Origin of the sequence: Kitasatospora phosalacinea (assembly GCF_000717185.1) — a bacterium.
Taxonomy (GTDB): domain Bacteria; phylum Actinomycetota; class Actinomycetes; order Streptomycetales; family Streptomycetaceae; genus Kitasatospora; species Kitasatospora phosalacinea_A.
This window is the reverse complement of the sequence record NZ_JNYE01000014.1, coordinates 25006-51963: the sequence shown is the minus strand read 5'-3', so window position 1 is coordinate 51963 and position 26958 is coordinate 25006. Positions and strand designations below refer to the sequence as shown.

The following is a 26958-nucleotide window of genomic DNA, read 5'->3' as shown; positions in this document are numbered from 1 at the left end:
TCTAATGGACGGTGACAGCGCACAGGCACTCGGAAGGGGGCTGCCATGGAGCACGACTCCACCGCAGGACAGGAAACGACGCCGCTCCGGATCGCACCGCCACCGGCACCCGCCGGGCCGTCCGCCCGGCCCGCGAAGCGGCGCGCCGCCGTCCGCGTCGGCGTACCGGTGGCCGTGGCCGCGCTGGTCGCCGTCGGCATCGGACTGCCCGCGCTCGCCAGCGACGAGGCGCCCGACCTGCCCGCGATCAGCGCCCAGGACCTCGTCGCCAAGGCGCTCGCCGCCGACACCGACACCTTCTCCGGCACCGTCCGGGTCAGCGCCGACCTCGGCCTGCCCACCGCCCTCACCGACGCCCTCACCGGCTCCGGCCCGGTCGGCAACCTCGCCCGCAGCGCCGGCGCCCCGGTCGGCAGCGCCGACCCGCAGCTCAAGGCCGTCGAACTCCTCGGCGGCGCGCACACCCTGACCGTCGCCTCCGACGGGCCCGACCGGCAGAAGCTCACCCTCACGGGTGAGAAGTCGTCCGGCTACGAGCTCGTCCACAACGGCACCCAGCTGTGGGCCTACGACCGCGGCTCCCGGCAGGCCCTGCACCTCACCGCCCCGGAGGGCGCCGCGGACGGGCACCGGGGCGCCGAACCCGGCATCGCCTCCGTCACCCCGCAGGAGGTCGCCAAGCGGTTCCTGGAGCAGTCCGCCGCGACCACCGCCGTCACCGTCAGCGGCACCGAGCGGGTCGCCGGGCACGACGCGTACCGGCTCAGCATCAAGCCGAAGCAGTCCGGCTCCACCATCGACGAGATCCGGGTCGCGGTCGACGCCGAGAAGGGCGTGCCGCTGGCCGTCCAGGTCCGCACCGTCGACGGCGCGACCGCCTTCGACGTCCGCTTCGGCAGCCTCTCCTACGCCCGGCCCGACGCCGCGACCTTCCAGTTCACCGTCCCCGAGGGCACCGAGGTCGTCGAGGCCCCCGCCGACGGGCGCCCCGACAGCCCGCTGTCCTCCGTCCTCCCCGAGCTCGACGCCGCCGCCGCGGGGCCCGCGGGCTCCGCCGCCGCCGGGGACGCCGGCGTCATCGGCGAGGGCTGGACCACCGTCCTGCACGGCGAGGCGGGCGCCGAGGCCGCGAAGGGCCTCGCCAAGTTCACCGGCCGCCACGTCGACGGCGGCACCCTGGTCTCCACCCGCATCGTCAACGCCCTGATCACCGACGACGGCCGCGTCTACCTGGGCGCGGTCACCGCGGAGACCCTGCAGAAGGCCGCGAAGGGCTGATCCGGGGGAACGATCCGGGGGCTCGGGGAACGGCGGGCTCGGGGCTGCTGCGGGTGCACTGCCGGTGCGTGCGGTGGCTCCGGGTTCTGTTCAGGCGGCCCGAAGCAGCACGGACACCCCGATGGGCTCCGGCCGCCGGCAGCTCGGACTCGCCGTTCCCCGAGCCCCTGATCGCGCATCCCGCCGTCCTTCCCGAGCCCCTAGATCTGCACCCGGCGGGTGGACGCCGCCGCCAGGGCCAGGGCCGGGAGGCCGGACGGGGGGACGAGGAAGAGCGGGGACCAGCCGGCGGTGACCAGGCGGACGCCCGCGGTGAGGCCGTGCAGGCGGGCGCGCGGGGAGTGGCGCAGCTCGACCCGGTCGAGGCGGTAGGGCGGGAGCAGGTCGACCGGGTCGCCGCCCGCGGGCCGCCAGCTGATGACGGCGGGGAGGCCCGCCTGCCGGCTGATGCGCAGCTCGCCGCTCTGGGCCCCGCCCGCTTCCCGCCGCACCGCGGGAACGTGGTGGAGCACGGGCCGGGCGAGGTGCACCATCGGAGTTCCTCCCGCGCGCCGGGACAGCTGCGGCCGGGTCGCGCAGCACGGACGTTAGCAGCCCGGGAGTCCGGTTGAGGAGATCCCGAGGAGGCGTTCTTCACGGGCGCCGGGCCGGACCGGGCCCTTGACGCGGACTCGGGCCGGACGGTGGGATGGTGGGCCGCCGCGGACCGTTCGTCCGTTGTCCGCCCGCCCGTCCGTTCGACCCGCTGGGAGTGCCGTGCCGATCCGCCGCCGTCACGTCCTGCTGGGCGGGCTGGCCGCCCTGTGCGGCACGGCGCTGGCCCGGTACGGGTCGGCGGAGGCGAGTTCGGGGGGCGGGCCGTCGGGGCTGCTGGAGGTCGCGACGGGCTGGACGGCGGGCCCGGAGCAGGACGGCCTGCAGGCGCTGCTGGCCGCGCTGAAGGGCCGGGCGCCGAACGTCACCTTCGTCGCGGGGGACGGCTCCAACCCGGCGGGCACCGACCTCGCGGCGCGGCTCGCCACCGGCCCGCCGCCGGACAGCTTCCGCTGCTCCGGCGGGGCCGAACTCGCCGAGCTGGCACCCCACTTGGAGCCGCTGGACGGCCTCGCCAGGACCCGCGGCTGGGCCGCCGGGCTGCCGGGGGCGCTGCTGCCCCGGCTGGGCGTCCGCGGAGCCCTGCACGCCGTCGCGGCCGGGGTCCGCCGCACCAACCTGCTGTGGACCAACCCGCGGGTGCTGGCCGCCGCCGGGGTGGCCACCGCCCCGCGGGACACCGCCGCGCTGCTGGAGCGGCTGCGGAGCGTCGCCGCGACCGGCACCGCCCCGCTGGCCGTCGGCGGCCCCACCGAGGTGCTGCACCTGGCCGAGACCGTCCTGCTGGCCGCGCACGGCCCGGACGCCTTCGCCGCGCTCTGGCAGCCCGGCGGCCCGTGGAACTCCCCCGCCACCACCGGCGCGCTGCGCACCCTGGACCAGCTGCTGGCGCTGGCCGCCCCGCCCGCGCCGGAGGCCGACTGGACGGACGCCGCCCGGCTGCTCGGCACCGGCCGGGCCGGGTACCTGCTCACCGGCGACTGGGCCGACACCTGGCTGCGCGACGACCTCGCCCTGCGCCCGGGCACCGACTACGGCTGGGCCGCGGCGCCCGGCACCGACGGCCTGTTCCAGTCCCGGGTGGACGCCTTCGCCCTGCCCCGCGGGGCCCGCAACCGCGCCGCCGCCCTGGCCTGGCTGGACGTCTGCGCGGGCCCGGACGGCCAGGTCGCCCTGAACGGGGCCCGCGCCGCCGTCCCCGCCCGCACCGACCTGCCGGACACCACCCGCGCGCTGTTCGGCCCGTACGCCCGCTGGTCGCTGGACGAGTGGCGCACCCGCCGACCGGTCGACTCGCTGGCCCACGGCGGGCTGCTCGCCCCCGGCCGCCGGGCGGCCGCGGTCGCCGCCGCGGGCGCGTTCGCCGGGCACCGCGACAGCACCCGGCTGGCCCGCGAGCTCGCCCGGGTCTGAGGCCCCGGCCGCGGTCAGCCCGCGACGGCCTCCAGGACGGGGGCCCGCCGGCGCTCGACCCGGATCCGGCGCAGCGCGTCCCCGCTGAGCACCAGCAGGGCCACCCAGACCAGCGCGAAGCCCGCCCAGCGGGCCGGGGCCATCGTCTCGTGGAACACCGCGACGCCGATCAGGAACTGCGAGACCGGCGCCAGGTACTGCAGCAGGCCCAGCGTGGTCAGCGGCACCCGCAGCGCGGCCGCGCCGAAGCACATCAGCGGCACCGCGGTGATCACCCCGCTGAGCACCAGCAGTGCGCTGTGCCCCCAGCCGTGCCCGAAGGTGCCCTCGCCGCGCACTCCCAGGTAGACCAGGAAGGCCAGCGCGAAGGGGAACATCACGGCGCTCTCCACGGCGAGGCTCTCCGCGCCGCCCAGGCCGACCTTCTTCTTCAGCAGCCCGTAGGTGGCGAAGGAGAACGCCAGCACCAGCGCGATCCACGGCGGGCGGCCGTACGCCACCGTCAGCACCAGCACGGCCGCGGTGCCGACGCCGACCGCCGCCCACTGCGCGGGGCGCAGCCGCTCGCGCAGCACCAGCACCCCGAAGGCGATGGTGACCAGCGGGTTGATGAAGTAGCCGAGGCTGGTCTCCACCACGTGGCCGGAGTTCACGCCCCAGATGTAGACGCCCCAGTTGACCGAGACGGTGGCCGCGGCCAGCGCCAGCATGCCCAGGCGCCGCGGCTGGCGCAGCAGCGGCCGGATCCACGCCCAGCGGCGGCGCACCAGCAGCATCGCGGCGACCGCGACCAGCGACCACACCATCCGGTTGGCCAGGATGTCGGCCGCCCCGGCGGGCTCCAGCAGCGGCCAGAACAGCGGGAACAGCCCCCACATCCCGTACGCCGCGAAGCCGTTCCACAACCCGACCCTGGCCTCCCGCGCACCCTCCGCCATGGCCTGCCCTTCACCTCGCCGCACGCTGTCGCATTCCCCCGAAAGGTAGCGGCCCGCACGCGCCGGTGTCATCCCCGTATCAGTGGATGGCTACTGACAGGGCCGGTGACGGGAGGGGCCCGGGGGAACACCGCTCCCCCGGGCCCCTCCCGTCACCGGCCCTCCGCGTCCCGCTACTCGCCCACCGTCCAGGTGCTGGAGCCCGCGAGCAGCGCGGCGAGGTCGCCGCGGCCCTGCCGCTCCTCGGCGCGGGCGAGCTGCTCGGTCAGCTGGGTGTCGTAGACCGGGCGGGACACGTCGCGCAGCACGCCGATGGGCGTGTGGTGCAGGGTGTCCGCGTCGGCGAGCCGGGTGAGCGCGAAGGCGGTGCTCGGCCCGGCCGCGTGGGCGTCGTGGACGATCGCGGTGCCCTCGGTGCGCGGGGCGACCCGCAGTTCGCCGTCGCCGTCGCGGACCACGTGGTGCCCGGCGCCGACCAGCACCGGCTGCCCGTGCTCCAGCCGGATCAGCGCCTCGTCGCGGGTGCCGGGCTCCTTCAGGACCTCGAAGGCGCCGTCGTTGAAGATGTTGCAGTTCTGGTAGATCTCCACCAGCGCGGTGCCCTCGTGCTGCGCGGCGGCCCGCAGCACGGACTGCAGGTGCTGCCGGTCGGAGTCGATGGTGCGGGCCACGAAGGTCGCCTCGGCGCCGATCGCCAGCGAGAGCGGGTTGAACGGGGCGTCGAGCGAGCCCATCGGCGTCGACTTGGTGATCTTGCCGACCTCGCTGGTGGGCGAGTACTGGCCCTTGGTCAGCCCGTAGATCCGGTTGTTGAACAGCAGGATCTTCAGGTTGACGTTGCGCCGCAGCGCGTGGATCAGGTGGTTGCCGCCGATCGACAGCGCGTCCCCGTCCCCGGTGACCACCCACACCGACAGGTCGGGGCGGGAGGCGGCCAGGCCGGTGGCGATCGCCGGGGCGCGGCCGTGGATCGAGTGCATCCCGTAGGTGTTCATGTAGTACGGGAAGCGCGAGGAGCAGCCGATCCCGGAGACGAAGACGGTGTTCTCGCGCCGGATGCCCAGCTCCGGCATGAACGACTGGACGGCCGCCAGGATCGCGTAGTCACCGCAGCCCGGGCACCAGCGCACCTCCTGGTCGGTCTTGAAGTCCTTCGCGGACTGCGGGCCGTCCGCCTTCGGGACCAGCCGCAGGGCGGGGAAGTCGGTCATCGGGTCTCCTGCGCGTCGAGGCTGCCGAGCGCGGCGTGCAGCACGTCGGCGAGTTGGGCGGCCTTGAACGGCAGGCCGCGGACCTGGTTGTAGGACTGCGCGTCGACGAGGTACCTGGCGCGCAGCAGCAGGGCGAGCTGGCCGAGGTTCATCTCGGGGACGATCACCTTCTCGTAGCGCTCCAGCACCGCGCCGAGGTTGGCCGGGAAGGGGTTCAGGTGGCGCAGGTGGGCCTGCGCGACGTGCCCGCCGTCCGCCCGCACCCGGCGCACCGCGGCCGTGATCGGGCCGTACGTGGAGCCCCAGCCGAGCACCAGGACCCGGGCGGCGCCGCTGGGGTCGTCGACCTCGACGTCCGGGACGTCGATGTTGTCGACCTTCGCCTGCCGGGTGCGGACCATGAAGTCGTGGTTCGCCGGGTCGTACGAGATGTTGCCGGTGCCGTCCTGCTTCTCGATGCCGCCGATCCGGTGCTCCAGGCCCGGCGTGCCCGGCACCGCCCACGGGCGGGCCAGCGTGTGCGGATCGCGCTGGTAGGGCCGGAAGGAGCCGTCCGCGCCGTTCGGCTCGGTCGCGAACTCCACCCGCAGGTCCGGGAGTTCGTCGACGGCGGGGAGCCTCCACGGCTCGGAGCCGTTGGCCAGGTAGCCGTCCGAGAGCAGGAACACCGGCGTCCGGTAGGTGAGCGCGATCCGGGCCGCGTCCAGCGCCGCGTCGAAGCACTCGGCGGGCGTCGCGGGCGCCACCACCGGCACCGGCGCCTCGCCGTTGCGGCCGAACATCGCCTGCAGCAGGTCGGCCTGCTCGGTCTTGGTCGGCAGGCCGGTCGACGGGCCGCCGCGCTGGATGTCGACGACCACCAGCGGCAGCTCCAGCGACACCGCCAACCCGATCGTCTCCGACTTCAGCGCCACGCCCGGCCCGGAGGTCGTCGTCACGCCCAGCGCCCCGCCGAACGCCGCGCCCAGCGCGGCACCGATCCCGGCGATCTCGTCCTCCGCCTGGAAGGTGCGCACGCCGAAGTTCTTGTGCCGCGACAGCTCGTGCAGGATGTCCGAGGCCGGGGTGATCGGGTACGAGCCGAGGAACACCGGCAGGCCCGAACGCTCCCCCGCCGCGACCAGGCCGTAGGAGAGCGCCAGGTTGCCGGAGATGTTGCGGTAGGTGCCGGGCGCCAGCTTGGCGGGCGGCACCTCGTAGGAGACCGCGAAGTCCTCGGTGGTCTCGCCGAAGTTCCAACCCGCCCGGAACGCCGCCACGTTGGCCTCGGCGATCTCCGGCTTCTTGGCGAACTTCTGCCGCAGGAACAGTTCGGTGCCGTGCGTCGGCCGGTGGTACATCCACGACAGCAGGCCGAGCGCGAACATGTTCTTCGCCCGCTCGGCGTCCTTGCGGGCCAGCCCGCTGTCCTTCAGCGCCTCCAGGGTCAGCGTGGTCAGCGGCACCGGGTGCAGCCGGAACGCCTCCAGCGAGCCGTCCTCCAGCGGGGAGGCCGGGTAGCCGACCTTCGCCAGCGCCCGCTTGGTGAACTCGTCCGTGTTGACGATGATCTCCGCCCCGGCCGGCAGGTCCGGCAGGTTCGCCTTCAGCGCCGCCGGGTTCATCGCCACCAGCACGTCCGGCGCGTCGCCCGGCGTGAGGATGTCGTGGTCGGCGAAGTGCAACTGGAAGCTGGAGACCCCCGGCAGCGTCCCTGCGGGCGCCCGGATCTCGGCCGGGAAGTTCGGCAGCGTGGACAGGTCGTTGCCGAACGCCGCCGTCTCCGAGGTGAAGCGGTCGCCGGTGAGCTGCATGCCGTCGCCCGAGTCGCCCGCGAAACGGATGATCACCCGGTCCAGCCGCCGGATCGGCTTGGCCGTCCGCCCGGACGCGGGACGCCCCGGCACGGCCGGGCCGTCGCCGTCCGAGCCGTCCACTGCTTCTGACTGATCGACCTGACTGGTCACCTTTGTTCTCCCAGGAGGCTACGGCCTTCAGGCCGGGAAGATGGAAGCCCCTCCGCTCCGTGGACGGAGGAAGGTCCGTGGACCGGACCCGCGACGTGACGGCACGGTCTTCGGGGGCTCTGGCGGAGGCCGCTGTCAGGGGCCTCCGATGGCTTGCTGCGGTGCACCTTCGATACTCCTGTCGCCTCTATCCGACGAAAGGTCAGCAATCCTTGCTGGCAAGGACGTTCGGGTGTGCGCGGGTGGTGTACAACGACGCGCTGGCGGTGCGGCGGGAGGCCCGGAAGGCGGGTCTGCCGTACCCGACGGCCACGGAGTTGCAGAAGCGGGTGATCACGGGGGCGAAGCGGACTCCCGAGCGGTCGTGGCTGGCCTCGGTCGGGGTGGACCCGCTGATCCAGTCCCTGCGGGACCTGGACGCGGCGTACCGGAACTTCTTCGACTCCGTGTCCCGCAAACGCCGAGGTCGGCTGGTCGGGCTGCCCCGTTTCAAGTCGCGCAAGGATTCCCGGCAGTCGCTGCGGTTCTCCCGCAACGGGTTCCGGGTCCGGCCGAACGGCAAGCTGTACCTGGCGAAGATCGGCGACGTGCGGGTGCGCTGGTCGCGGGCGCTGCCCGCCGAGCCGTCGTCCGTGACGGTGGTGCTGGACGCGGCCGGGCGCTACCACGCCTCGTTCGTGGTGGACGTCGAACCCGAGCCGCTGCCGGAGACCGGCCGGGAGGTCGGCATCGACCTCGGGCTGGGCAGTTTCGCGGTCCTGTCGGACGGCAGCGTGGTCGACAACCCGCGGTTCCTGCGCAAGGCGGAGAAGAAGCTGAAGGCCGCACAGCGGGAGCTCGCGCGCAAGGCGAAGGGGTCGAGGAACCGGGCGAAGGCCCGCGCCAAGGTCGCCAGGGCGCACGCCGGGGTGGCCGACACCCGCCGGGACTGGCTGCACAAGCTGACCACCGGGATCATCCGCGAGAACCAAGCGGTGTACCTGGAGGACCTGAACGTGCACGGCCTCGGCCGCGGCAGGCTCGCCAAGTCCGTGCACGACGCGGGCTGGGGCGCCTTCCGGCGCATGCTGGAGCAGAAGGCGGCCCGTCACGGGCGGACGGTCGGCGTAGTGCACCGGTCGTTCCCCTCCTCCCGGCTGTGCGCGCAGTGCGGGCACCGCGACGGGCCCAAGCCCCTGCACGTCAGGCAGTGGGCCTGCCCCGCGTGCGGTGCACGGCACGACCGCGACCTCAATGCCGCCCGCAACATCCTGGCCGCCGGGCAGGCGGACAGGCGAAACGCCCCTGGAGGGCCGGTGAGACCCGGCGCGGCGACCCCGCACCGGGCACGGCCCGTCGAACGGGGAACCCGCCTCGGCGACCCGCCACGCACGGGAATCCGTGCCGCGGGCGCGGGAGGAATCCCCGTCCGGTAGGACAGGGAGGATGCCAATGCCGCGGACCTCCTGTCGGGGAGCCAGCAGCGGGCGTGAGCCGTGTGCCCCGTCCGCCTGGTGCACCGAGGGAATCCTAAGCGGGCGGGGCGCGACTGGAGGGGAACTCGCGCAGACCGTTCCGGTGGGTGGAGGGGGGTCAGGACTCCAGGTAGGCGAGGACGGCGAGAACCCGCCGGTGATCACCCTGGCTCTGTCCCAAACCCAGTTTCTGGAAGATGTTCGACACGTGCTTCTCGACCGCGCCGTCGGAGACCACCAGCTGCTTGGCGATCGCCGCGTTGGTGCGGCCCTCCGCCATCAGGCCGAGCACCTCGCGCTCGCGCGGGGTCAGGCCGGCCAGGGTGTCGCCCCGGCGGCTGCGGCTGAACAGCTGCTGCACCACCTCGGGGTCGAGGACCGTGCCGCCCCCGGCGACCTGGGCCACCGCGTCGGCGAACTCGCGGACCTCGGCGACCCGGTCCTTGAGGAGGTAGCCGACCCCGCGGGTGGAGCCGGCCAGCAGTTCGCTGGCGTACTGCTGCTCCACGTGCTGGGAGAGCACCAGCACGCCCAGGTCGGGGTAGCGGCCGCGCAGCTCCACGCAGGCCCGCACGCCCTCGTCGGTGTGCGTCGGGGGCATCCGCACGTCCGCCACCACGACGTCGGGCAGGGCGCCCGCGCCGTGCAGTTCGTCGATCGTCCGCACCAGGGCGGCGCCGTCCCCGACACCCGCCACGACCTCCATCCCACGGTCCGTCAGCAGTCGTGTCAGCCCCTCCCGGAGCAGCACGGAGTCCTCGGCGATCACCACGCGCAACATGGCACAGACCCTATCGAGAACGCGGCGGCGGCTCGGGGCGGAAGGGCTACATGGTGCGGATCGCCACGGTGTCGCACAGCTCCTGCAGGGCGGACTTCGCGGAGCAGTCGGGCAGGGCGTCGAGCAGCGCGCGGGCCTCCTCGGCGTAGCGCAGCGTCTCGCGGCGGGCCCGCTCCAGCGCCGGGTGGCGGCGCAGCAGGCGCAGCGCCTCGGCGTGGGCGGCGTCGTCGGCGGCGAGGTCGGTGTCGAGCAGGGCGCGCAGCCGGGCGTCCTCGGGGTCGGCCGGGTCGGCGGGCATCTGGCGCAGCATCAGCACGGGCAGGGTGGGGACGCCCTCGCGCAGGTCGGTGCCGGGGGTCTTGCCGGACTCGTGGCCGTCGCTGGCGATGTCCAGGACGTCGTCGGCGAGCTGGAAGGCAGTGCCGATCCGCTCGCCGTACTGGGTGAGCAGGTCGACGATCCACGGTTCGGCGCCGGCCATCAGCGAGCCGAAGCGGCAGGAGACGGCGATCAGCGAGCCGGTCTTGCCGGAGATGACGTCCAGGTAGTGGCGCAGCGGGTCGTCCTCGGGGCGCGGCCCGGCGGTCTCCAGGATCTGGCCGGTGACCAGGCGCTCGAAGGCGTCGGACTGGATCCGGACGGCCTCGGGGCCGAGGTCGGAGAGCACCTGGGAGGCGCGGGAGAACAGGAAGTCGCCGGTGAGGATGGCGACCGAGTTGTCCCAGCGGCTGTTGGCGCTGGGGGCGCCGCGGCGCACGGGCGCCTCGTCCATCACGTCGTCGTGGTAGAGCGTCGCGAGGTGGGTCAGTTCGACCACCACGGCGGAGGGCACCACGCCGGGCGCCGCGGAGTCGCCGAACTGGGCGGCGAGCATCACCAGCAGCGGCCTGAACCGCTTGCCCCCGGCCTCGACGAGGTGGCTGGCGGTCACCGTGATGAAGGGCACGTCGCTCTTGACGGCCTCGATCAGGGCGGCCTCCACGGCCTCCATACCCGCCTGGACGTCACGGGTCAGATCGCGGTCCTGCACGCTCAGCCCGAAGGGCCCCACGACGGTCACGCTGACCACTCCTGTCCCTGGTCGATCCAGCGGGCCGGTCCCTCAGCCTCGCCGATGCACATACAAGGCAGCGTATCCGGTCCGGAGTGGATCACTGCACGGGCATGGGCCCGACTTCCCTGGTGGCGGGAGGGGGCGGGGAGGGCGCTGGTCAGCGGGGGACGATCCGGGTCAGGTCGATCTCGACGGGGTAGGGCAGGGCGGTGCTCAGCTTGCCGTGGTGGACGGCCGTGCCCGGCGCGGGGGCGTACACGCCGGTCTCCGCGTCCAGGTGGAACTCGTAGACCACCGGGAGGCCGTCCTCGCCGCGCTCGACCCGCCAGAAGAAGGGGATGCCCGCCTCGGCGTACATGCCGGGCTTGCGGAAGCGGTCGTCGCCGCGCGAGCCCTGCGAGACCACCTCGACGGCGAGGGCCACGGCGGCGACGGGGACGCACTCCATGGTGAAGAAGTCGAGGCCGGTGCGGTCGAAGACCAGGACGTCCGGCTTGGGCGGGTTGTAGGGGTCGATCAACATGCAGCGTTCGGAGTTGACCCCGTACGGGTCGCACCGGGCACTGCGGAGCGCGAAGTACAGCTCGTCACGCACGGTGTCGTGCCACTGGTTGGTCATCCCACTGACCACGATCGCCCCGTCCACCAAGTCGAACTCGAAGGGCAGATCGAGGTCCTTGACCTGGTCGTAGGTCCAGCCTCCCGAGGGCGGGGACGTCCAGTCGATCGGTTCGGCAGTCATGGTCACCTCCTGCACCCAGTGTAGGAGTCGAGCCTACGGCTGGCGACGAGTGGCGAAACGGTTCACCGGCGCACCCTTCACCCCCCGAACAGCAGTCCGGCCCCCGCCCGGTGGGGGCGGGAGCCGGAGCGGGGCGGAGCCGGTTCAGCGGGTGAACAGGGCGGCCTTGGAGGCCAGGTCGAGGAAGTACTGCGGGAGCAGTCCGAGACCGAGGGTGACCAGCACGCCGACGCCGATGGCGGTGGCGGTGAGCGGGCTGGGCACGGCCACCGCGGGGCCGGAGGGCTGCGGGTCGGAGAAGAACATCAGCACGATGACCCGGATGTAGAAGAACGCGGCGACCGCCGAGGACAGCACGCCGACGATGACCAGCGGGGTGGCCCCGCCCTCGGCCGCGGCCTGGAAGACCGCGAACTTGCCGGTGAACCCGGAGGTCAGCGGGATGCCCGCGAAGGCCAGCAGGAACAGGGCGAACACCGCCGCGAGCAGCGGGGAACGGCGGCCCAGCCCGGCCCAGTTGGACAGGTGGGTGGCCTCGCCCTTGGAGTCCCGCACCAGGGTGACCACGGCGAACGCGCCGAGCGTCACGAAGGAGTAGGCCAGCAGGTAGAAGAGGACGGCGGCGACGCCGCGCCGGTCGGTGGCGATCAGGCCGGTCAGGATGAAACCGGCGTGCGCGACCGAGGAGTAGGCGAGCAGCCGCTTCACGTCCTGCTGGGTGATGGCGAGCACCGCGCCGACCGCCATGGTGAGGATCGCCACACCCCACATGACGGGCCGCCAGTCCCAGCGCAGGCCGGGGAAGGCGACGTAGAACAGCCGCAGCAGGGCGCCGAACGCGGCGGTCTTGGTGGCGGCCGCCATGAACCCGGTGACCGGGGTCGGGGCGCCCTGGTAGACGTCCGGCGTCCAGGAGTGGAACGGCACCGCGCCGACCTTGAACAGCAGGCCGACGGCCAGCATGGCCAGGCCGATCAGCAGCAGCGCGTCGTTCTGGGTGGTGACGGCGAGCGCCGGGGTGACCTGGGAGACGCCGGAGACCACGTCGGCGATCTCGCCGAGCTGCAGCGAGCCCGCGTAGCCGTACACCAGGGCGGTGCCGAACAGGAAGAACGCCGAGGCGAACGCGCCGAGCAGGAAGTACTTGACGGCCGCCTCCTGCGAGATCAGGCGGCGGCGCCGGGCGAGCGCGCTCATCAGGTACAGCGGGAGGGAGAGCACCTCCAGCGCCACGAACATGGTCAGCAGGTCGTTCGCGGCCGGGAAGAGCAGCATGCCGCCGACCGCGAACAGGGTCAGCGGGTAGATCTCGGTGGTGCGCAGGCCCTCGCGGGTCGCGTCGCGCTCCTGCTCGCCGCCGGGGACGGCCGCGGCCTGGGCGGCGAACGCGTCGACCCGGTGGCCGTTGATCCGCGGCTCCAGGCGGCCCTCGGCGTAGGTGAGGACGGCCAGGACCGCGGTCAGCAGGATCACGCCCTGCAGGAACAGCGCCGGGCCGTCGATGGCGACCGCGCCCATCGCCAGCAGCCCGGCCTTGGTGGTGCCGTGGCCCTGGGCGGCGAGCACCACCACGGCGGCGAAGGCGCCGCCGAGACCGAGCAGCGAGACGCCCAGCTGGGCGGAGGCGCGGGCCCGGCGGGGCAGGAACGCCTCGACCAGCACGCCGAGCAGCGCGGCGCCGAACACCACCAGCATCGGCGAGAGCTGCCCGTACTCGATGTGCGGGGCGGGGATGCTCGGACCGCTGCCGTTGGCGGCGGCCAGCGCGTGTGCGGGAATCACTTCTGCTCACCTCCGTTGGTGGCGGCGACCGGGTGGGCCGGCGCCGGGTCGGTGCGGTGGACCTGGCTGAGGGTGTCGTTCACGGCCGGGTTCACCATGTCGGTGAGCGGCTTCGGGTAGACGCCCAGCAGCAGGGTCAGGGCCACCAGCGGGGCGACGACGGCCAGTTCGCGGGCCTTCAGGTCCTTGACGCCCTCGACGCCGGCCTTGACCGGGCCGGTCATGGTGCGCTGGTACAGCAGCAGGGCGTACAGCGCGGCCAGCACGATGCCGAAGGTCGCGACGACGCCGATCGCCGGGTACCGGCTGAAGGTGCCGACCAGGACGAGGAACTCGCTGACGAACGGGGCCATGCCGGGCAGCGACAGGGTCGCCAGGCCGCCGATCAGGAAGGTGCCGGCCAGCACCGGGGCGACCTTCTGGACGCCGCCGTAGTCGGCGATCAGGCGGGAGCCGCGGCGGGAGATCAGGAAGCCCGCGACCAGCATCCAGGCGGCGGTGGAGATGCCGTGGTTGACCATGTAGAGGGTCGCGCCGGACTGGCCCTGGCTGGTCATCGCGAAGACGCCCAGGATGATGAACCCGAAGTGCGAGATCGACGCGTAGGCGACCAGCCGCTTGATGTCCTTCTGGCCGATCGCGACCAGCGCGCCGTAGACGATGCCGACCAGCGCCAGCACCATGATCACCGGGGCGAAGGTCTTGGACGCGTCCGGGAACAGGCCCAGGCAGAAGCGCAGCATCGCGAAGGTGCCGACCTTGTCGACCACCGCGGTGATCAGCACGGCCGTCCCGGCGGTGGACTCGCCCATCGCGTTCGGCAGCCAGGTGTGCAGCGGCCACATCGGGGCCTTCACCGCGAAGGCGAAGAAGAAGCCGAGGAACAGCGCCCGCTGCGCGTTCGGGTCGATCACCAGCTTGCCGGAGGAGATCGCGTCGGTCAGCGCGGTCAGGCTGAACGTCGCCTGCCCCTGGTCGGCCGCCACCACGTACAGGCCGATCACGGCGGCCAGCATGACCAGGCCGCCGAGCAGGTTGTACAGCAGGAACTTGACGGCCGCGTACGAGCGCTGGCGGTCCGAGTCGGGGCCGCCCGCCCGGTCGCCGAAGCCGCCGATCAGGAAGTACATCGGGATCAGCATGGCTTCGAAGAACACGTAGAACACGAAGACGTCGGTGGCCAGGAAGGACACCAGCACCATCGCCTCGACGGCCAGGATCAGCGCGAAGAACGCCTGGGTGCGCCGCTTGGACTCGAACGAGCCCTCGGGGACGGACCCCGCGGCGGAGCCGCTGACGGGTCCCGTGGCGTCGTGCCAGCCCGCCAGCATCACCAGCGGCACCAGGACGGCGGTGAGCAGCACCAGGGCGGTGCCGATGCCGTCCGCGCCGAGCGAGAAGCTGATCCCGAAGGAGCGGATCCAGGAGTGGGACTCGGTCAACTGGTAGCGGGCGCCGCCGGGTTCGAAGGAGGCGGCGACCGCGGCGGCCAGGCCGAGGGTGAGAACGGAGACCGCGAGCGCGACGGTCTTGGTGGTGCGCCGCCGGGCCTCGGTGGTCCCGGCCGGGAGTGCGGCGGTGAGCACCGCTCCGGCGGCCGGGACGGCACAGGTGGCGGAGAGGAGGTAGCTCATCAGACCGACCTCATCAGGAGAGTGGAGGCGACCAGCACCAGCGTGCCGCCGAACATGGAGAGCGCGTACGTGCGGACGTAGCCGGTCTGGATCCGGCGCAGCCGGGCGGAGATCCCGCCGATCGCGGCGGCCAGGCCGTTGACGAAGCCGTCCAGGCCCCGGCTGTCGAACCAGACCAGGGTGGCGGCCAGCGCCGTGCCGGGGCGGACCAGGACGGCGTGGTTGAAGTCGTCCTGGAGCAGGTCGCGGCGGGCGGCCCGGGTGAGCAGCGAGCCGACCGGCGGCTTGACCGGGACGGGGCTGCGCCCGTACATCTGCCAGGCCAGGGCGGCGCCCGCCAGCATGCAGGCGGTGGCGAGGCCGGTGACGGTCCACGGGCTCAGCGGGGAGTCGCCCTCGGCGTGGCCGGTGACCGGCTCCAGCCAGTGCAGGAAGGAGTTCCCGTAGACGAACAGGCCGCCCGCGAAGACCGAGCCGAAGGCCAGCACGACCATCGGGACGGTCATCGACTTCGGGGACTCGTGCGGGTGCGGGTCGTTGCCCTCCGCGTCCGGCTGCCAGCGCTTCTCGCCGAAGAAGGTCAGCACCATCACCCGGGTCATGTAGAACGCGGTGACCGCGGCGCCGAGCAGGGCGCACAGGCCGAGGATCCAGCCCTCGGTGCCGCCCTTGGCGAACGCCGCCTCGATGATCTTGTCCTTGGAGAAGAAGCCGGACAGGCCGGGGAAGCCGATGATCGCCAGGTAGCCGAGGCCGAAGGTGGCGAAGGTGACCGGCATGTACTTCCGCAGGCCGCCGTAGTGCCGCATGTTCACCTCGTCGTTCATGCCGTGCATGACCGACCCGGCGCCGAGGAACATCCCGGCCTTGAAGAAGCCGTGGGTGACCAGGTGCATGATCGCGAAGGCGTAGCCGATCGGGCCCAGGCCCGCCGCCATGATCATGTAGCCGATCTGCGACATGGTCGACCCGGCCAGGGCCTTCTTGATGTCGTCCTTGGCGCAACCGACGACCGCACCGAACAGCAGCGTCACCGCACCGACCACCACCACGGCGGTCTGCGCGTCCGGCGCCAGGTTGAAGATCGCGCCGGAGCGGACGATCAGGTAGACGCCCGCGGTGACCATGGTGGCCGCGTGGATCAGGGCCGAGACCGGGGTCGGGCCCTCCATCGCGTCGCCCAGCCAGGACTGCAGCGGCACCTGCGCCGACTTGCCGCAGGCGGCCAGCAGCAGCATCAGGCCGATCGCGGTGAGCTTGCCCTCGCTCGCGTCGCCCGCGGTGGCGAACACCGGCTGGAAGGCGAAGGACCCGAACTCGACGAACATCAGCATGATCGCGATGGACAGGCCCATGTCGCCGACCCGGTTGACGATGAACGCCTTCTTGGCGGCCGTCGCGGCGCTCGGCTTGTGCTGCCAGAACCCGATCAGCAGGAAGGACGCGAGACCCACGCCCTCCCAACCGACGTACAGCAGCAGGTAGTTGTCGGCGAGAACCAGCACCAGCATGGCGGCCAGGAACAGGTTCAGGTAGGCGAAGAAGCGGCGGCGGCGCTCGTCGTGCGCCATGTAGCCCACCGAGTAGAGGTGGATCAGGGTGCCGACGCCGGTGATCAGCAGGACGAAGGTGATCGAGAGTTGGTCGAGCTGGAAGGCGACGTCGGCCTGGAAGCCGTCCACCGGGATCCAGCTGTACAGCTGCTCGGTGACGGCGCGGTGCTCGGCGTCCCGGCCGAGCATGTCCGCGAACAGGGCCAGGCCGAAGGCGAAGGAGAGCGCGGCCAGGGCCGTCGCGATCCAGTGCCCGAACCGGTCCAGGGCCCGTCCGCCGAGCAGGAGCAGGGCGGCACCGGCCAGCGGCGCCGCGACCAGCAGCGGAATGAGAGAGTTCACTGAAGGGCCCTCCGCCTACAGCTTCATCAGGTTGCTGTCGTCGACCGAAGCGGAGTGCCTGGTCCGGAAGATGGAGACGATGATGGCGAGGCCGACCACGACCTCGGCCGCCGCGACCACCATGGTGAAGAACGCGAGGATCTGCCCGTCCAGGTTGCCGTGCATCCGGGAGAAGGTGACCAGCGCCAGGTTCGAGGCGTTCAGCATCAGCTCCACGCACATGAACAGCACGATCGCGTTGCGCCGCAGCAGCACCCCGGAGGCCCCGATGGTGAACAGCAGCGCGGCGAGGTACAGGTAGTTGGCCGGGTTCACTCCGCCTCCTCCTTGTCCTTGGTCGGCACGGTCTCCAGCGCCTGGCGCGGCCCGGTGACCTGCGGGCGGGCGGAGGAGGGGCGGCCCAGCCAGTCGGCCGTGGTCTCCTCCAGCTCGGCCATCCGCTGCAGCATCTCCTGGCTGACGTCGCGGACCTGGCCGCGCTCGCGCAGGGTGCCCATCACCGAGTCCTCGGCGACCGTGCCGTCCGGCAGCAGCGCCGGGACGTCCACCGCGTTGTGCCGGGCGTACACGCCGGGGGCGGGCAGCGGCGGCACCTGGATGTTGTCCTTCACCCGCTGCGCGGCCAGCTGGCGCTGGGTCAGCGGGGCGCGGACCTTCTCGCGGTGGGTCAGCACCATCGCGCCGACCGCCGCGGTGATCAGCAGCGCGCCGGTCACCTCGAAGGCCCACACGTACTTGGTGAAGATCAGCCGGGCCAGGCCCTGCACGTTGCCCTCGGCGTTCGCCTCGGACAGGCCGGTGAAGTCCCGCAGGTGCGCGTTGGCCAGGCCCGCGACCAGCAGCACGCCGAAGCCCAGGCCGCAGAGCACCGCGGCGATCCGCTGGCCCTTCAGCTGCTCCTTCAGCGAGTCCGCCGCCGAGACGCCGACCAGCATCACCACGAACAGGAACAGCATCATGATCGCGCCGGTGTAGACCACGATCTGCACCACGCCCAGGAACACCGCGCCCTGCGCCATGTAGCAGACCGCCAGCGCCAGCATGGTCGCCGCCAGGCAGAGCGCCGAGTGCACGGCCTTCTTCATCAGCAGCATGCCGAGCGCCCCGCCGACCGCGACCACGGCCAGCACCCAGAACTGCACGGCCTCGCCGGTGGAGGTCATGCCTGCTCCTCCTTCTCGCGGTCGTGCTGCTCCTGCCGGACGGTGCCGGGCGCCGCGCCGGTGATCTCGCCCCGGTAGTACGCGCCCTCGTCGGCGCCCGGGAAGATCGAGTGCGGGGAGTCGACCATGCCCTCGCTCAGCCCGACCAGCAGCTGCTCCTTGGTGAAGATCAGGTCCTGCCGGGAGGAGTCCGCGAGCTCGTACTCGTTGGTCATGGTCAGCGCCCGGGTCGGGCACGCCTCGACGCACAGGCCGCACAGGATGCAGCGGGCGTAGTTGATCTGGTAGACCGCGCCGTACCGCTCACCGGGCGAGTAGCGCTCCTCGTCCCGGTTGTCGGCGCCCTCGACGTAGATCGCGTCGGCCGGACAGGCCCAGGCGCACAGCTCGCAGCCGACGCACTTCTCCAGGCCGTCCGGGTGCCGGTTCAGCTGGTGGCGGCCGTGGAAGCGCGGAGCGGTGGGCTTCTTGTACTCCGGGTACTGCTCGGTGAGCCGCTTCTTGAACATGGCCTTGAAGGTCACGCCGAAGCCGGCGGCCGGCCCGAGGACCGACTTCTCTGACGACTCGTCAGGCATCGCGGATCAGCTCCCTTCGGAATGGTCGGCGCCGTTGAGGGCGTCCTGGAGTTGCGGGGTCCGGCGGCGGCGGCGCGGCACCGGGGGCAGTTCCTGCCCGGGCAGCGGCGGCACCGGGTAGCCCCCGGCCATCGGGTCGAAGGCCGGGGCGGCCTCCGGCGCCGGAGCAGGCTTCTTGCGCAGCAGGTCGACCACCAGCGCGACCAGCAGCACCGCCGCCAGCGGCGCGCCCACGTACAGCACCACCTTGGCGAAGTCGTAGCCCTCGTTGCGCAGCGCCCGCACGGTGGAGACCATCACCAGCCACACCAGCGAGACCGGGATCAGGACCTTCCAGCCGAGCTTCATGAACTGGTCGTAGCGCAGCCGGGGCAGGGTGCCGCGCAGCCAGATGAAGAAGAACAGCAGCAGCTGGATCTTCAGCACGATCCACAGCATCGGCCACCAGCCGTGGTTCGCGCCCTCCCAGAAGGTCGAGACCGGCCACGGGGCGCGCCAGCCGCCCAGGAACAGCGTGGAGGCGACCGCCGAGACGGTGACCATGTTGACGTACTCGGCCAGCATGAACATCGCGAACTTCAGCGAGGAGTACTCGGTGTTGAAGCCGCCGACCAGCTCGCCCTCGGCCTCCGGGAGGTCGAACGGCGCCCGGTTGGTCTCGCCGACCATCGCGATGACGTACACGATGAACGACACCGGCAGCAGCACCGCGAACCAGGTCGGCTGCTGCGAGGAGACGATCTCCGAGGTCGACATCGAGCCCGAGTAGATGAACACCGCCGCGAACGACAGGCCCATCGCGATCTCGTAGCTGATCATCTGCGCGGAGGAGCGGATGCCGCCCAGCAGCGGGTACGTCGACCCGGAGGACCAGCCCGCCAGCACGATGCCGTAGATGCCCACCGAGGCGGTGGCCAGGATGTACAGCAGCGCGATCGGCAGGTCGGTCAGCTGGAGCGGCGTCCGGGTGCCGAAGATCGACACCTCGTTGTCGGCCGGGCCGAACGGGATCACCGCGAACGCCATGAACGCGGGGATCGCCGCGACGATCGGCGCCAGGACGTAGACCGCCTTGTCGGCGTTCTTGACGACCAGGTCCTCCTTCAGCGCCAGCTTGACGCCGTCGGCCAGCGACTGCAGCAGGCCCCACGGGCCGTGCCGGTTCGGGCCGATCCGCAGCTGCATCCAGGCGACGACCTTGCGCTCCCAGACGATGGCGATCAGCACCGTCCCGACCAGGAACGCGAAGCAGAACACCGCCTTCAGCAGCACCAGCCACCACGGATCGCGGCCGAAGAAGCCGAGCGTGTCGGCAGCAGCAAGGACGCTCATGACTCCTCCGCCGGGGCGATGGTGACCAGGTGGCCGACCGTGGTGCCGAGCGCGCGGTACGCGCCGCCGTCCGGCGTCGAGTTGAGCGGCAGCCAGACCGTGCGGTCCGGCATCGCGTCGGTGACCTCCAGCGGCAGGGTCAGCGACCCGGCCGGGCCGGTGACCCGCAGCGCCGTCGTCGCGCCGACCTCGGCGGCGGTGGCGGCGGACAGCCGGGCGACGGCGGCGTGCCGCGTCCCGGCCAGGTGGGTGTCGCCCTCCTGGAGCGAGCCGTTGTCCAGCAGCATCCGGTGCCCGGCCAGCACCGCCTGCCCGGTGGCCGGGCGGGGCAGCGCGGCGGGGTGGGCGGCGGGCGCGGCCGGACGGTCGCCCGTCCACGGGGCGAAACGGTCCAGCTCCAGCCGGGCCGCGCGGACGTCGGGCAGGCCGATCGGCCTCCCCAGCGCGTCCGCGACCATGTTCAGCACCCGGACGTCGGCGTGCAGGTGGCGCTGCATCAACTGGTCGGGCTTGAGCGCCGGTTCGAACATCCGGACCCGGCCCTCCCAGTCCAGGAAGGTGCCGGCCTTCTCGGCGACCGCCGCGACCGGCAGCACCACGTCGGCGTGCGCGGTGACCGCGGACGGGCGCAGCTCCAGCGAGAGCACGAACTCGACCCGGGCTAGCGCCTCCTCGGCGAGCGCCGGGTCCGGCAGGTCGTCCAGGCCGACGCCGCCGACCACCAGCGCGTCCAGTTCGCCCGCGGCGGCGGCGGCCAGGATCCGGCCGGTGTCGCGGCCGGGGCGGGACGGCAGCTCGGCGCCCCAGTGCGCGGCGGCCTCGGCGCGGGCGGCGGGCACCGCGACGGACCGGCCGCCGGGCAGCAGCCCGGGCAGCGCGCCCGCCTCGACGGCGCCCCGCTCACCGGCCCGGCGCGGCACCCAGGCGAGCTTCGCCCCGGTGGCGTGCGCCAGGCGCAGCGCGGCGCTCAGGCCGCCCGCGGTCTGCGCGAGCCGTTCGCCGACCAGCACGACGGCGCCCGGGGAGCGCAGCGCGTCGGCGCAGCGTCCGGCGTCGTCGGCGAGCACCTCGTCGCCCGCGAGCGCGGCCAGCCACTCGACCTCGGTGCCGGGGGCGGCGGGCAGCAGCGCGCCGCGCAGCTTGGCCAGGCCGCGGGTGGCGTGGGTGGCGATCGAGAAGACCCGCAGCCCGCTCGCCCGGTTGGCCTTGCGCAGCCGCAGGAAGACGATCGGCGCCTCCTCCTCGGCCTCCAGGCCGACCAGCAGCACGGCCGGGGCGGCCTCCAGCTGCCGGTAGGAGACCCCGGCGCCGTCCAGGTCCACGCCGGTCCCGGCGACGGCGGCGGCCAGGAAGTCGGCCTCCTCGCCGCTGTGCGGCCGGGCCCGGAAGTCGACGTCGTTGGTGCCGAGCGCGAGGCGGGCGAACTTGCCGTAGCCGTACGCGTCCTCGACGGTGACCCGGCCGCCCGCGAGCACCGCGGCGCGCGCCCCGCGCAGCCCCTCGGCGGCCCGGGCCAGCGCCTCCGGCCAGGACGCGGCGACGAGTTCGCCGTCCTCGCCGCGGACCATCGGGGTGGTGAAGCGGTCGCGCTGCTGGGCGTAGCGGAACGCGAACCGGCCCTTGTCGCAGTTCCACTCCTCGTTGACCTCCGGCTCGTTGCCGGCCAGGCGCCGCAGCACCTTGCCGCGCCGGTGGTCGGTGCGCTGCCCGCAGCCCGCCGAGCAGTGCTCGCACACGGACGGGGAGGACACCAGGTCGAACGGGCGGGAGCGGAACCGGTAGGCGGCGGAGGTGAGCGCGCCGACCGGGCAGATCTGGATGGTGTTGCCGGAGAAGTACGAGTCCAGCGGCTGGTCGACGCCGGTGCCGATCTGCTGCAGCGCGCCGCGCTCCACCAGGTCGATGAACGGGTCGCCGGCGATCTGCTGCGAGAAGCGGGTGCAGCGCGCGCACAGCACGCAGCGCTCGCGGTCCAGCAGCACCTGGGTGGAGAGTGGGACGGGCTTCTCGTACGTCCGCTTGACGCCCTCGAACCGGGAGTCGGTGTCGCCGGTGGACATCGCCTGGTTCTGCAGCGGGCACTCGCCGCCCTTGTCGCAGACCGGGCAGTCCAGCGGGTGGTTGATCAGCAGCAGTTCCATCACGCCGCGCTGCGCCTTCTCGGCGACCGGCGAGGAGACCTGGGTGCGCACCACCATGCCCTCGGCGACCGGGATCGTGCAGGAGGCGACCGGCTTGCGCTGCCCCTCCACCTCCACGATGCACTGGCGGCACGCCCCGGCGGGGTCGAGCAGCGGGTGGTCGCAGAAGCGCGGGATCTGGGTGCCGATCTGCTCGGCGGCGCGGATCACCAGCGTGCCCTTGGGGACGCTGACCTCGACGCCGTCGATGGTGAGCGTGACCAGCTCGGTCTGGGTGGAAGGCTCCGTGACCGTCACGCGTGCACCTCCCTCTCGGTGGCGGACTCGTGGACGGGGGCCCGGTCGGCCCAGACGGTGGAGGCCGCCGGGTCGAACGGGCAGCGGTGTTCGTTGAGGTGCTGCTCGTACTCGGCGCGGAAGTGCTGGAGCGAGGAGACGATCGGGCTGGCCGCGCCGTCGCCCAGCGCGCAGAAGGACTTGCCGTTGATGTTGTCGGCGATGTCCAGCAGCTTCTCCAGGTCGCCCGGTTCGCCCTGGCCGGACTCGATCCGCTTGAGCAGCTGGACCAGCCAGTAGGTGCCCTCGCGGCACGGGGTGCACTTGCCGCAGGACTCGTGGGCGTAGAACTCGGTCCACCGGGTGACGGCCCGCACCACGCAGGTGGTCTCGTCGAAGACCTGGAGCGCCTTGGTGCCGAGCATCGACCCGGCCGCGCCGACGCCCTCGTAGTCCAGCGGGACGTCGAGGTGCTCGTCGGTGAACATCGGGGTCGAGGAGCCGCCCGGCGTCCAGAACTTGAGCCGGTGCCCGGCCCGGACGCCGCCGGAGATCTCCAGCAGCTGGCGCAGCGTGATGCCGAGCGGCGCCTCGTACTGGCCGGGGTTGGTGACGTGCCCGGAGAGCGAGTACAGGGTGAAGCCGGGCGACTTCTCGGTGCCCAGCGACTTGAACCAGTCCTTGCCGCGGGCCAGGATCGGCGGCACCGAGGCGATCGACTCGACGTTGTTCACCACGGTCGGGCAGGCGTACAGGCCCGCGATCGCCGGGAACGGCGGCCGCAGCCGGGGCTGGCCGCGGCGGCCCTCCAGCGAGTCGAGCAGCGCGGTCTCCTCGCCGCAGATGTACGCGCCCGCGCCGGCGTGGACGGTGATGTCGAGGTTGATGCCGGAGCCCTGGATGTCCTTGCCGAGGTACCCGGCCTCGTACGCCTCGGCGACGGCCGCCTGGAGGCGGCGCAGCACCGGGACGACCTCGCCGCGCAGGTAGACGAACGCGTGCTCGCAGCGGATCGCGTACGAGGCGATGACCATGCCCTCGATCAGCGAGTGCGGGTTGGCGAACAGCAGCGGGATGTCCTTGCAGGTGCCCGGCTCGGACTCGTCGGCGTTGACCACCAGGTAGTGCGGCTTGCCGTCGTTCTGCGGGATGAACTGCCACTTCATGCCGGTGGGGAAGCCGGCGCCGCCGCGCCCGCGCAGGCCCGCGTCCTTGACCAGGGCGATCACGTCGTCCGGGGCCATCGCGAGGGCGGCGGTCAGGCCGTCGTAGCCGCCGTGGCGGCGGTAGGTCTCCAGCGTCCAGGGGCGGTGGTCGTCCCAGGAGGCGGACAGGACCGGGGAGAGGAGCTTCTCGGCCGGTTCGGCGGAGGTCATCACGCTTCCGTCCCTTCGTGCCGCGGGGAGACCACCTTGGTGCCGGGGGCGCCGGGCAGCGCCTCGCCCTTGGCCAGCCGCAGGCCCGCCAGCGAGGGCGCGCCGCCCGCCCCGGACTCGTCGTTGGCGCCGGGGCGCCCGTCGGCGAACCCGGCCAGGATCCGGGAGGTCTCCTTGAACGAGCAGAGCTTGGCGCCGCGGGTGGGGCTGACCTCCTGCCCGGCGCGCAGCTGGTCGACCAGCTGCTTGGCGCTCTGAGGGGTCTGGTTGTCGAAGAACTCCCAGTTGACCATCACCACGGGGGCGTAGTCGCAGGCCGCGTTGCACTCGATCCGCTCGATCGAGACCGAACCGTCCTCGGTGGTGCGGTTGTTGGCGATGCCGAGGTGCTCGGAGAGCTCCTCGAAGATCTGGTCGCCGCCGAGCACCGCGCACAGCGTGTTGGTGCACACGCCGACGTGGTACTCGCCCGCGGGGCGCCGCCGGTACATCGTGTAGAAGGTCGCGACGGCGGTGACCTCGGCCGTGGTGAGGTCCAACTGCTCGGCGCAGAACCGGATCCCGGTCGGGGTGACGCAGCCGTCCTCGGCCTGCACCAGGTGCAGCAGCGGCAGCAGCGCGGACCGGGACTGCGGGTATCGGGAGATCAACTCCCGTGCGTCGGCGGCGAGTCGGGACGCCACCTCCGGCGGGTAGGGCTTGGCCGGCAGCGCCGGCAGGCCGAGTTCTGTGCTGCTCACCGGTCCACGCCTCCCATCACCGGGTCGATCCCGGCCACCGCCACGATCACGTCGGCCAGCGGGCCGCCCTCGCACATCGCGGCCATCGTCTGCAGGTTGGTGAAGGACGGGTCGCGGAAGTGCACCCGGTAGGGCCGGGTGCCGCCGTCGCTGACCACGTGCACGCCGAGTTCGCCCTTGGGCGACTCCACCGCGGCGTAGGCCTGGCCGACCGGCACCTTGAAGCCCTCGGTGACCAGTTTGAAGTGGTGGATCAGGGCCTCCATCGAGGTGCCCATGATCTTCCGGATGTGGTCCAGCGAGTTGCCCATGCCGTCGGGGCCGACGGCCAGTTGGGACGGCCAGGCGATCTTCTTGTCGGCCACCATGACCGGCCCGGGGGCCAGCCGCTCCAGGCACTGCTCGACGATCCGCAGCGACTGCTTCATCTCCTCCAGGCGGATCAGGAACCGCCCGTAGGAGTCCGCGGTGTCGGCCACCGCGACGTCGAAGTCGTAGGTCTCGTACCCGCAGTACGGGTCGGTCTTGCGCAGGTCGTGCGGCAGCCCGGTGGCCCGCAGGATCGGGCCGGTGGCGCCGAGCGCCAGGCAGCCGGGCAGGTCGAGGAAGCCGACGTCGACCAGCCGGGCCTTGAACACCGGGTTGTCGGTGGCCAGCTTGTCGTACTCGTGCATCCGCGAGCGCAGCAGGTTGACGCCCTCGCGGATCTTGTCGACCGCGCCGGGCGGCAGGTCCTGCGCCAGGCCGCCGGGGCGGACGTACGCGTGGTTCATCCGCAGGCCGGTGACCAGCTCGAAGATGTCGAGGACGGTCTCGCGGTCCCGGAAGCCGTAGATCATCAGGGTGGTGGAGCCGATCTCCATGCCGCCGGTGGCCAGCGCCACCAGGTGCGAGGAGATCCGGTTGAGCTCCATCATCAGCACCCGGATCACGGTGGCCCGCTCGGGCACGTCCGCGGTGATCCCGAGGAGCTTCTCCACGGCCAGGCAGTAGGCGGTCTCGTTGTACAGCGGGGTGAGGTAGTCCATCCGCGTCACGAACGTGGTGCCCTGCACCCAGTTGCGGAACTCCATGTTCTTCTCGATGCCGGTGTGCAGGTAGCCGATGCCGCAGCGGGCCTCGGTGACCGTCTCGCCGTCGATCTCCAGGATCAGCCGCAGCACGCCGTGGGTGGACGGGTGCTGCGGGCCCATGTTGACGATGATCCGCTCGTCGTCGGCGCCGGCCACCGCCTCGGCGACCTCGCCCCAGTCGCCGCCGGTGACGGTGAACACCCGTCCCTCGGTGGTCTCCCGGGCGCCTGCTTCGTAGTGGGTGCTGCTCATCAGCTGTACGACCTCCGCTGGTCGGGAGCCGGGATCTGGGCGCCCTTGTACTCGACGGGGATGCCGCCGAGCGGGTAGTCCTTGCGCTGCGGGTGCCCCAGCCAGTCGTCCGGCATCATGATCCGGGTGAGCGCCGGGTGGCCCTCGAAGACCAGGCCGAAGAAGTCGTAGGTCTCCCGTTCGTGCCAGTCGTTGGTCGGGTAGACGCTGACCACGGACGGGATCCGCGGGTCGGCGTCGGGCGCGGTGACCTCCAGCCGGATCAGCCGGGTGTGGGTGATCGAGCGCAGGTGGTAGACCGCGTGCAGCTCCCGGCCCTTGTCCTGCGGGTAGTGCACGCCGCTGACGCCCAGGCACAGCTCGAAGCGCAGCGCCGGGTCGTCGCGCAGGATCCGCACCGCCTTGAGCAGGTGCGTGCGCTCGACGTGGAAGGTCAGCTCGCCGCGGTCGACGACCGTCTTCCAGATCACGTCGGCCGGGTCGAGCCCCTGCTCCTCCAGCGCGCCCTCGAACTCGTCGGCCACCTCGTCGAACCAGCCGCCGTACGGGCGCTCGCTGGCGCCGGGCAGCACGATCGGCGCGGTCAGGCCGCCGAAGCCGGAGGTGTCGCCGGTGCCGCGGGCGCCGAACATGCCCTGCCGGGCGCCGACCACCTCGACCGGGATCTCCCGCCGGGTCGCCGGGACTTCGGGCTTCTGCTCGTCGCTCATCGCAGCAGCCCCCGCATCTCGCTGGTCGGGACGGCCTGCAGCGCGAGGCGCTCGGCCTCCTCCTCGGCCCGGCGCTTGTGCACGCCGAGCTTCTCGTGCTGGATCTTCTCGTGCAGCTTGATGATCGCGTCCATCAGCATCTCCGGGCGGGGCGGGCAGCCCGGCAGGTAGATGTCCACGGGGACGATGTGGTCGACGCCCTGGACGATCGCGTAGTTGTTGAACATGCCGCCGGAGGAGGCGCACACGCCCATCGAGATGACCCACTTCGGGTTCGGCATCTGGTCGTAGACCTGCCGCAGCACCGGTGCCATCTTCTGGCTGACCCGGCCCGCCACGATCATCAGGTCGGCCTGCCGGGGCGAGCCGCGGAAGACCTCCATGCCGAACCGGGCCAGGTCGTAGCGGCCCGCTCCGGTGGTCATCATCTCGATCGCGCAGCAGGCCAGACCGAAGGTGGCCGGGAAGAGCGACGCCTTCCGCACCCAGCCCGCGGCGGCCTCCACGCTGGTGAGCAGAAAGCCGCTCGGCAGCTTCTCCTCGATACCCATCAGTTCCCTCTCAATGCCCTCGAGTCCGGTGGCTTGTCCGCCCG

Annotated in this window: 23 protein-coding genes; 3 read left to right on the top strand and 20 right to left on the bottom strand. The window is 72.5% G+C overall.

What is annotated here, in order from left to right:
• Nucleotides 1-45: 45 nt before the first annotated feature.
• A complete protein-coding gene (locus OO57_RS08115; RefSeq protein ID WP_051776893.1) occupies nucleotides 46-1278 on the top strand; it encodes a LolA family protein in 1233 nt (410 codons plus the stop codon).
• 200 nt (nucleotides 1279-1478) lie between these two features.
• On the opposite strand, the gene OO57_RS08110 is transcribed toward OO57_RS08115, so the two are convergent.
• Nucleotides 1479-1811 (bottom strand): hypothetical protein, encoded by a 333-nt coding sequence (locus tag OO57_RS08110; protein ID WP_033251631.1) that lies wholly within the window; start codon nucleotides 1809-1811, stop codon nucleotides 1479-1481.
• Between the two features lie 223 nt (nucleotides 1812-2034).
• Here OO57_RS08110 and OO57_RS08105 point away from each other — a divergent pair, with 223 nt between their 5' ends.
• Nucleotides 2035-3285 (top strand): ABC transporter substrate-binding protein, encoded by a 1251-nt coding sequence (locus tag OO57_RS08105; protein WP_033251630.1) that lies wholly within the window; start codon nucleotides 2035-2037, stop codon nucleotides 3283-3285.
• 14 nt (nucleotides 3286-3299) lie between these two features.
• Here the strand turns inward: OO57_RS08105 and rarD are convergent, their stop codons facing one another.
• The 3 genes from rarD to OO57_RS08090 form a co-directional block, all read right to left on the bottom strand.
• Complete coding sequence (gene rarD / locus OO57_RS08100) at nucleotides 3300-4223, bottom strand: EamA family transporter RarD (protein ID WP_033251629.1); 924 nt, start codon at nucleotides 4221-4223, stop codon at nucleotides 3300-3302.
• 173 nt (nucleotides 4224-4396) lie between these two features.
• Nucleotides 4397-5434, bottom strand: coding sequence for a 2-oxoacid:ferredoxin oxidoreductase subunit beta (locus tag OO57_RS08095; RefSeq protein ID WP_033251628.1), 1038 nt, complete (start codon nucleotides 5432-5434; stop codon nucleotides 4397-4399).
• Nucleotides 5431-7380 (bottom strand): 2-oxoacid:acceptor oxidoreductase subunit alpha, encoded by a 1950-nt coding sequence (locus tag OO57_RS08090; protein ID WP_033251627.1) that lies wholly within the window; start codon nucleotides 7378-7380, stop codon nucleotides 5431-5433. Before OO57_RS08090 ends, OO57_RS08095 begins: the two co-directional genes overlap by 4 nt.
• Before the next feature lie 161 nt (nucleotides 7381-7541).
• Here OO57_RS08090 and OO57_RS08085 point away from each other — a divergent pair, with 161 nt between their 5' ends.
• Nucleotides 7542-8795, top strand: coding sequence for an RNA-guided endonuclease InsQ/TnpB family protein (locus tag OO57_RS08085; protein ID WP_033251626.1), 1254 nt, complete (start codon nucleotides 7542-7544; stop codon nucleotides 8793-8795).
• Between the two features lie 157 nt (nucleotides 8796-8952).
• Here OO57_RS08085 and OO57_RS08080 read toward each other — a convergent pair whose 3' ends face one another.
• From OO57_RS08080 to OO57_RS08005, 16 genes are all read right to left on the bottom strand, one after another.
• Entirely contained in the window at nucleotides 8953-9612 is a 660-nt protein-coding gene (locus OO57_RS08080; protein ID WP_033251710.1) for a response regulator transcription factor, read from the bottom strand.
• Nucleotides 9613-9661: 49 nt separating this feature from the next.
• Nucleotides 9662-10675, bottom strand: a complete 1014-nt coding sequence (locus tag OO57_RS08075) for a polyprenyl synthetase family protein (RefSeq protein ID WP_033251625.1) — start codon at nucleotides 10673-10675, stop codon at nucleotides 9662-9664.
• A gap of 151 nt (nucleotides 10676-10826) precedes the next feature.
• Nucleotides 10827-11411 (bottom strand): Uma2 family endonuclease, encoded by a 585-nt coding sequence (locus OO57_RS08070; protein WP_033251624.1) that lies wholly within the window; start codon nucleotides 11409-11411, stop codon nucleotides 10827-10829.
• Nucleotides 11412-11555: 144 nt separating this feature from the next.
• Entirely contained in the window at nucleotides 11556-13193 is a 1638-nt protein-coding gene (nuoN, locus tag OO57_RS08065; protein WP_051776891.1) for an NADH-quinone oxidoreductase subunit NuoN, read from the bottom strand.
• Nucleotides 13190-14827 carry an NADH-quinone oxidoreductase subunit M gene (locus OO57_RS08060; protein WP_033251623.1) on the bottom strand — a complete coding sequence of 546 codons (1638 nt, stop codon included), beginning with the start codon at nucleotides 14825-14827 and terminating at the stop codon, nucleotides 13190-13192. The genes nuoN and OO57_RS08060 overlap by 4 nt, the downstream gene beginning before the upstream one ends.
• Complete coding sequence (gene nuoL, locus OO57_RS08055; RefSeq protein WP_033251622.1) at nucleotides 14827-16722, bottom strand: NADH-quinone oxidoreductase subunit L; 1896 nt, start codon at nucleotides 16720-16722, stop codon at nucleotides 14827-14829. The genes OO57_RS08060 and nuoL overlap by 1 nt, the downstream gene beginning before the upstream one ends.
• 15 nt (nucleotides 16723-16737) lie before the next feature.
• Complete coding sequence (gene nuoK / locus OO57_RS08050; RefSeq protein ID WP_033215314.1) at nucleotides 16738-17037, bottom strand: NADH-quinone oxidoreductase subunit NuoK; 300 nt, start codon at nucleotides 17035-17037, stop codon at nucleotides 16738-16740.
• Entirely contained in the window at nucleotides 17034-17885 is an 852-nt protein-coding gene (locus tag OO57_RS08045; RefSeq protein WP_033251621.1) for an NADH-quinone oxidoreductase subunit J, read from the bottom strand. The genes nuoK and OO57_RS08045 overlap by 4 nt, the downstream gene beginning before the upstream one ends.
• Nucleotides 17882-18463, bottom strand: coding sequence for an NADH-quinone oxidoreductase subunit NuoI (nuoI, locus tag OO57_RS08040; protein ID WP_033251620.1), 582 nt, complete (start codon nucleotides 18461-18463; stop codon nucleotides 17882-17884). Before nuoI ends, OO57_RS08045 begins: the two co-directional genes overlap by 4 nt.
• Nucleotides 18464-18469: 6 nt before the next feature.
• Nucleotides 18470-19795 carry an NADH-quinone oxidoreductase subunit NuoH gene (gene nuoH / locus OO57_RS08035; RefSeq protein WP_033251619.1) on the bottom strand — a complete coding sequence of 442 codons (1326 nt, stop codon included), beginning with the start codon at nucleotides 19793-19795 and terminating at the stop codon, nucleotides 18470-18472.
• Nucleotides 19792-22233 carry an NADH-quinone oxidoreductase subunit G gene (locus tag OO57_RS08030; RefSeq protein ID WP_033251618.1) on the bottom strand — a complete coding sequence of 814 codons (2442 nt, stop codon included), beginning with the start codon at nucleotides 22231-22233 and terminating at the stop codon, nucleotides 19792-19794. Before OO57_RS08030 ends, nuoH begins: the two co-directional genes overlap by 4 nt.
• On the bottom strand, nucleotides 22230-23588 hold the full coding sequence (gene nuoF / locus OO57_RS08025) for an NADH-quinone oxidoreductase subunit NuoF (protein ID WP_033251617.1): 1359 nt from the start codon (nucleotides 23586-23588) through the stop codon (nucleotides 22230-22232). Before nuoF ends, OO57_RS08030 begins: the two co-directional genes overlap by 4 nt.
• Nucleotides 23588-24328: an NADH-quinone oxidoreductase subunit NuoE gene (gene nuoE, locus OO57_RS08020; RefSeq protein ID WP_033251616.1), complete on the bottom strand. Its 741-nt coding sequence runs from the start codon at nucleotides 24326-24328 to the stop codon at nucleotides 23588-23590. The genes nuoF and nuoE overlap by 1 nt, the downstream gene beginning before the upstream one ends.
• The gene (locus OO57_RS08015) at nucleotides 24325-25653 is read right to left on the bottom strand and encodes an NADH-quinone oxidoreductase subunit D (protein WP_033251615.1); all 1329 of its coding nucleotides are present in this window, start codon (nucleotides 25651-25653) and stop codon (nucleotides 24325-24327) included. Before OO57_RS08015 ends, nuoE begins: the two co-directional genes overlap by 4 nt.
• Entirely contained in the window at nucleotides 25653-26363 is a 711-nt protein-coding gene (locus OO57_RS08010) for an NADH-quinone oxidoreductase subunit C (RefSeq protein ID WP_033251614.1), read from the bottom strand. Before OO57_RS08010 ends, OO57_RS08015 begins: the two co-directional genes overlap by 1 nt.
• A complete protein-coding gene (locus OO57_RS08005; protein ID WP_033251613.1) occupies nucleotides 26360-26914 on the bottom strand; it encodes a NuoB/complex I 20 kDa subunit family protein in 555 nt (184 codons plus the stop codon). Before OO57_RS08005 ends, OO57_RS08010 begins: the two co-directional genes overlap by 4 nt.
• Nucleotides 26915-26958 lie beyond the last annotated feature (44 nt).

Coding starts and splice junctions, on each gene's coding strand:
- OO57_RS08115 (WP_051776893.1), top strand. CDS start 46: ATGGAGCACGACTCCACCGCAGGACAGGAAACGACGCCGCTCCGGATC.
- OO57_RS08110 (WP_033251631.1), bottom strand. CDS start 1,811: ATGGTGCACCTCGCCCGGCCCGTGCTCCACCACGTTCCCGCGGTGCGG.
- rarD (WP_033251629.1), bottom strand. CDS start 4,223: ATGGCGGAGGGTGCGCGGGAGGCCAGGGTCGGGTTGTGGAACGGCTTC.
- OO57_RS08095 (WP_033251628.1), bottom strand. CDS start 5,434: ATGACCGACTTCCCCGCCCTGCGGCTGGTCCCGAAGGCGGACGGCCCG.
- OO57_RS08070 (WP_033251624.1), bottom strand. CDS start 11,411: ATGACTGCCGAACCGATCGACTGGACGTCCCCGCCCTCGGGAGGCTGG.
- OO57_RS08060 (WP_033251623.1), bottom strand. CDS start 14,827: ATGAGCTACCTCCTCTCCGCCACCTGTGCCGTCCCGGCCGCCGGAGCG.
- OO57_RS08045 (WP_033251621.1), bottom strand. CDS start 17,885: ATGACCTCCACCGGCGAGGCCGTGCAGTTCTGGGTGCTGGCCGTGGTC.
- nuoI (WP_033251620.1), bottom strand. CDS start 18,463: ATGCCTGACGAGTCGTCAGAGAAGTCGGTCCTCGGGCCGGCCGCCGGC.
- nuoH (WP_033251619.1), bottom strand. CDS start 19,795: ATGAGCGTCCTTGCTGCTGCCGACACGCTCGGCTTCTTCGGCCGCGAT.
- nuoF (WP_033251617.1), bottom strand. CDS start 23,588: ATGACCTCCGCCGAACCGGCCGAGAAGCTCCTCTCCCCGGTCCTGTCC.
- OO57_RS08015 (WP_033251615.1), bottom strand. CDS start 25,653: ATGAGCAGCACCCACTACGAAGCAGGCGCCCGGGAGACCACCGAGGGA.
- OO57_RS08010 (WP_033251614.1), bottom strand. CDS start 26,363: ATGAGCGACGAGCAGAAGCCCGAAGTCCCGGCGACCCGGCGGGAGATC.
- OO57_RS08005 (WP_033251613.1), bottom strand. CDS start 26,914: ATGGGTATCGAGGAGAAGCTGCCGAGCGGCTTTCTGCTCACCAGCGTG.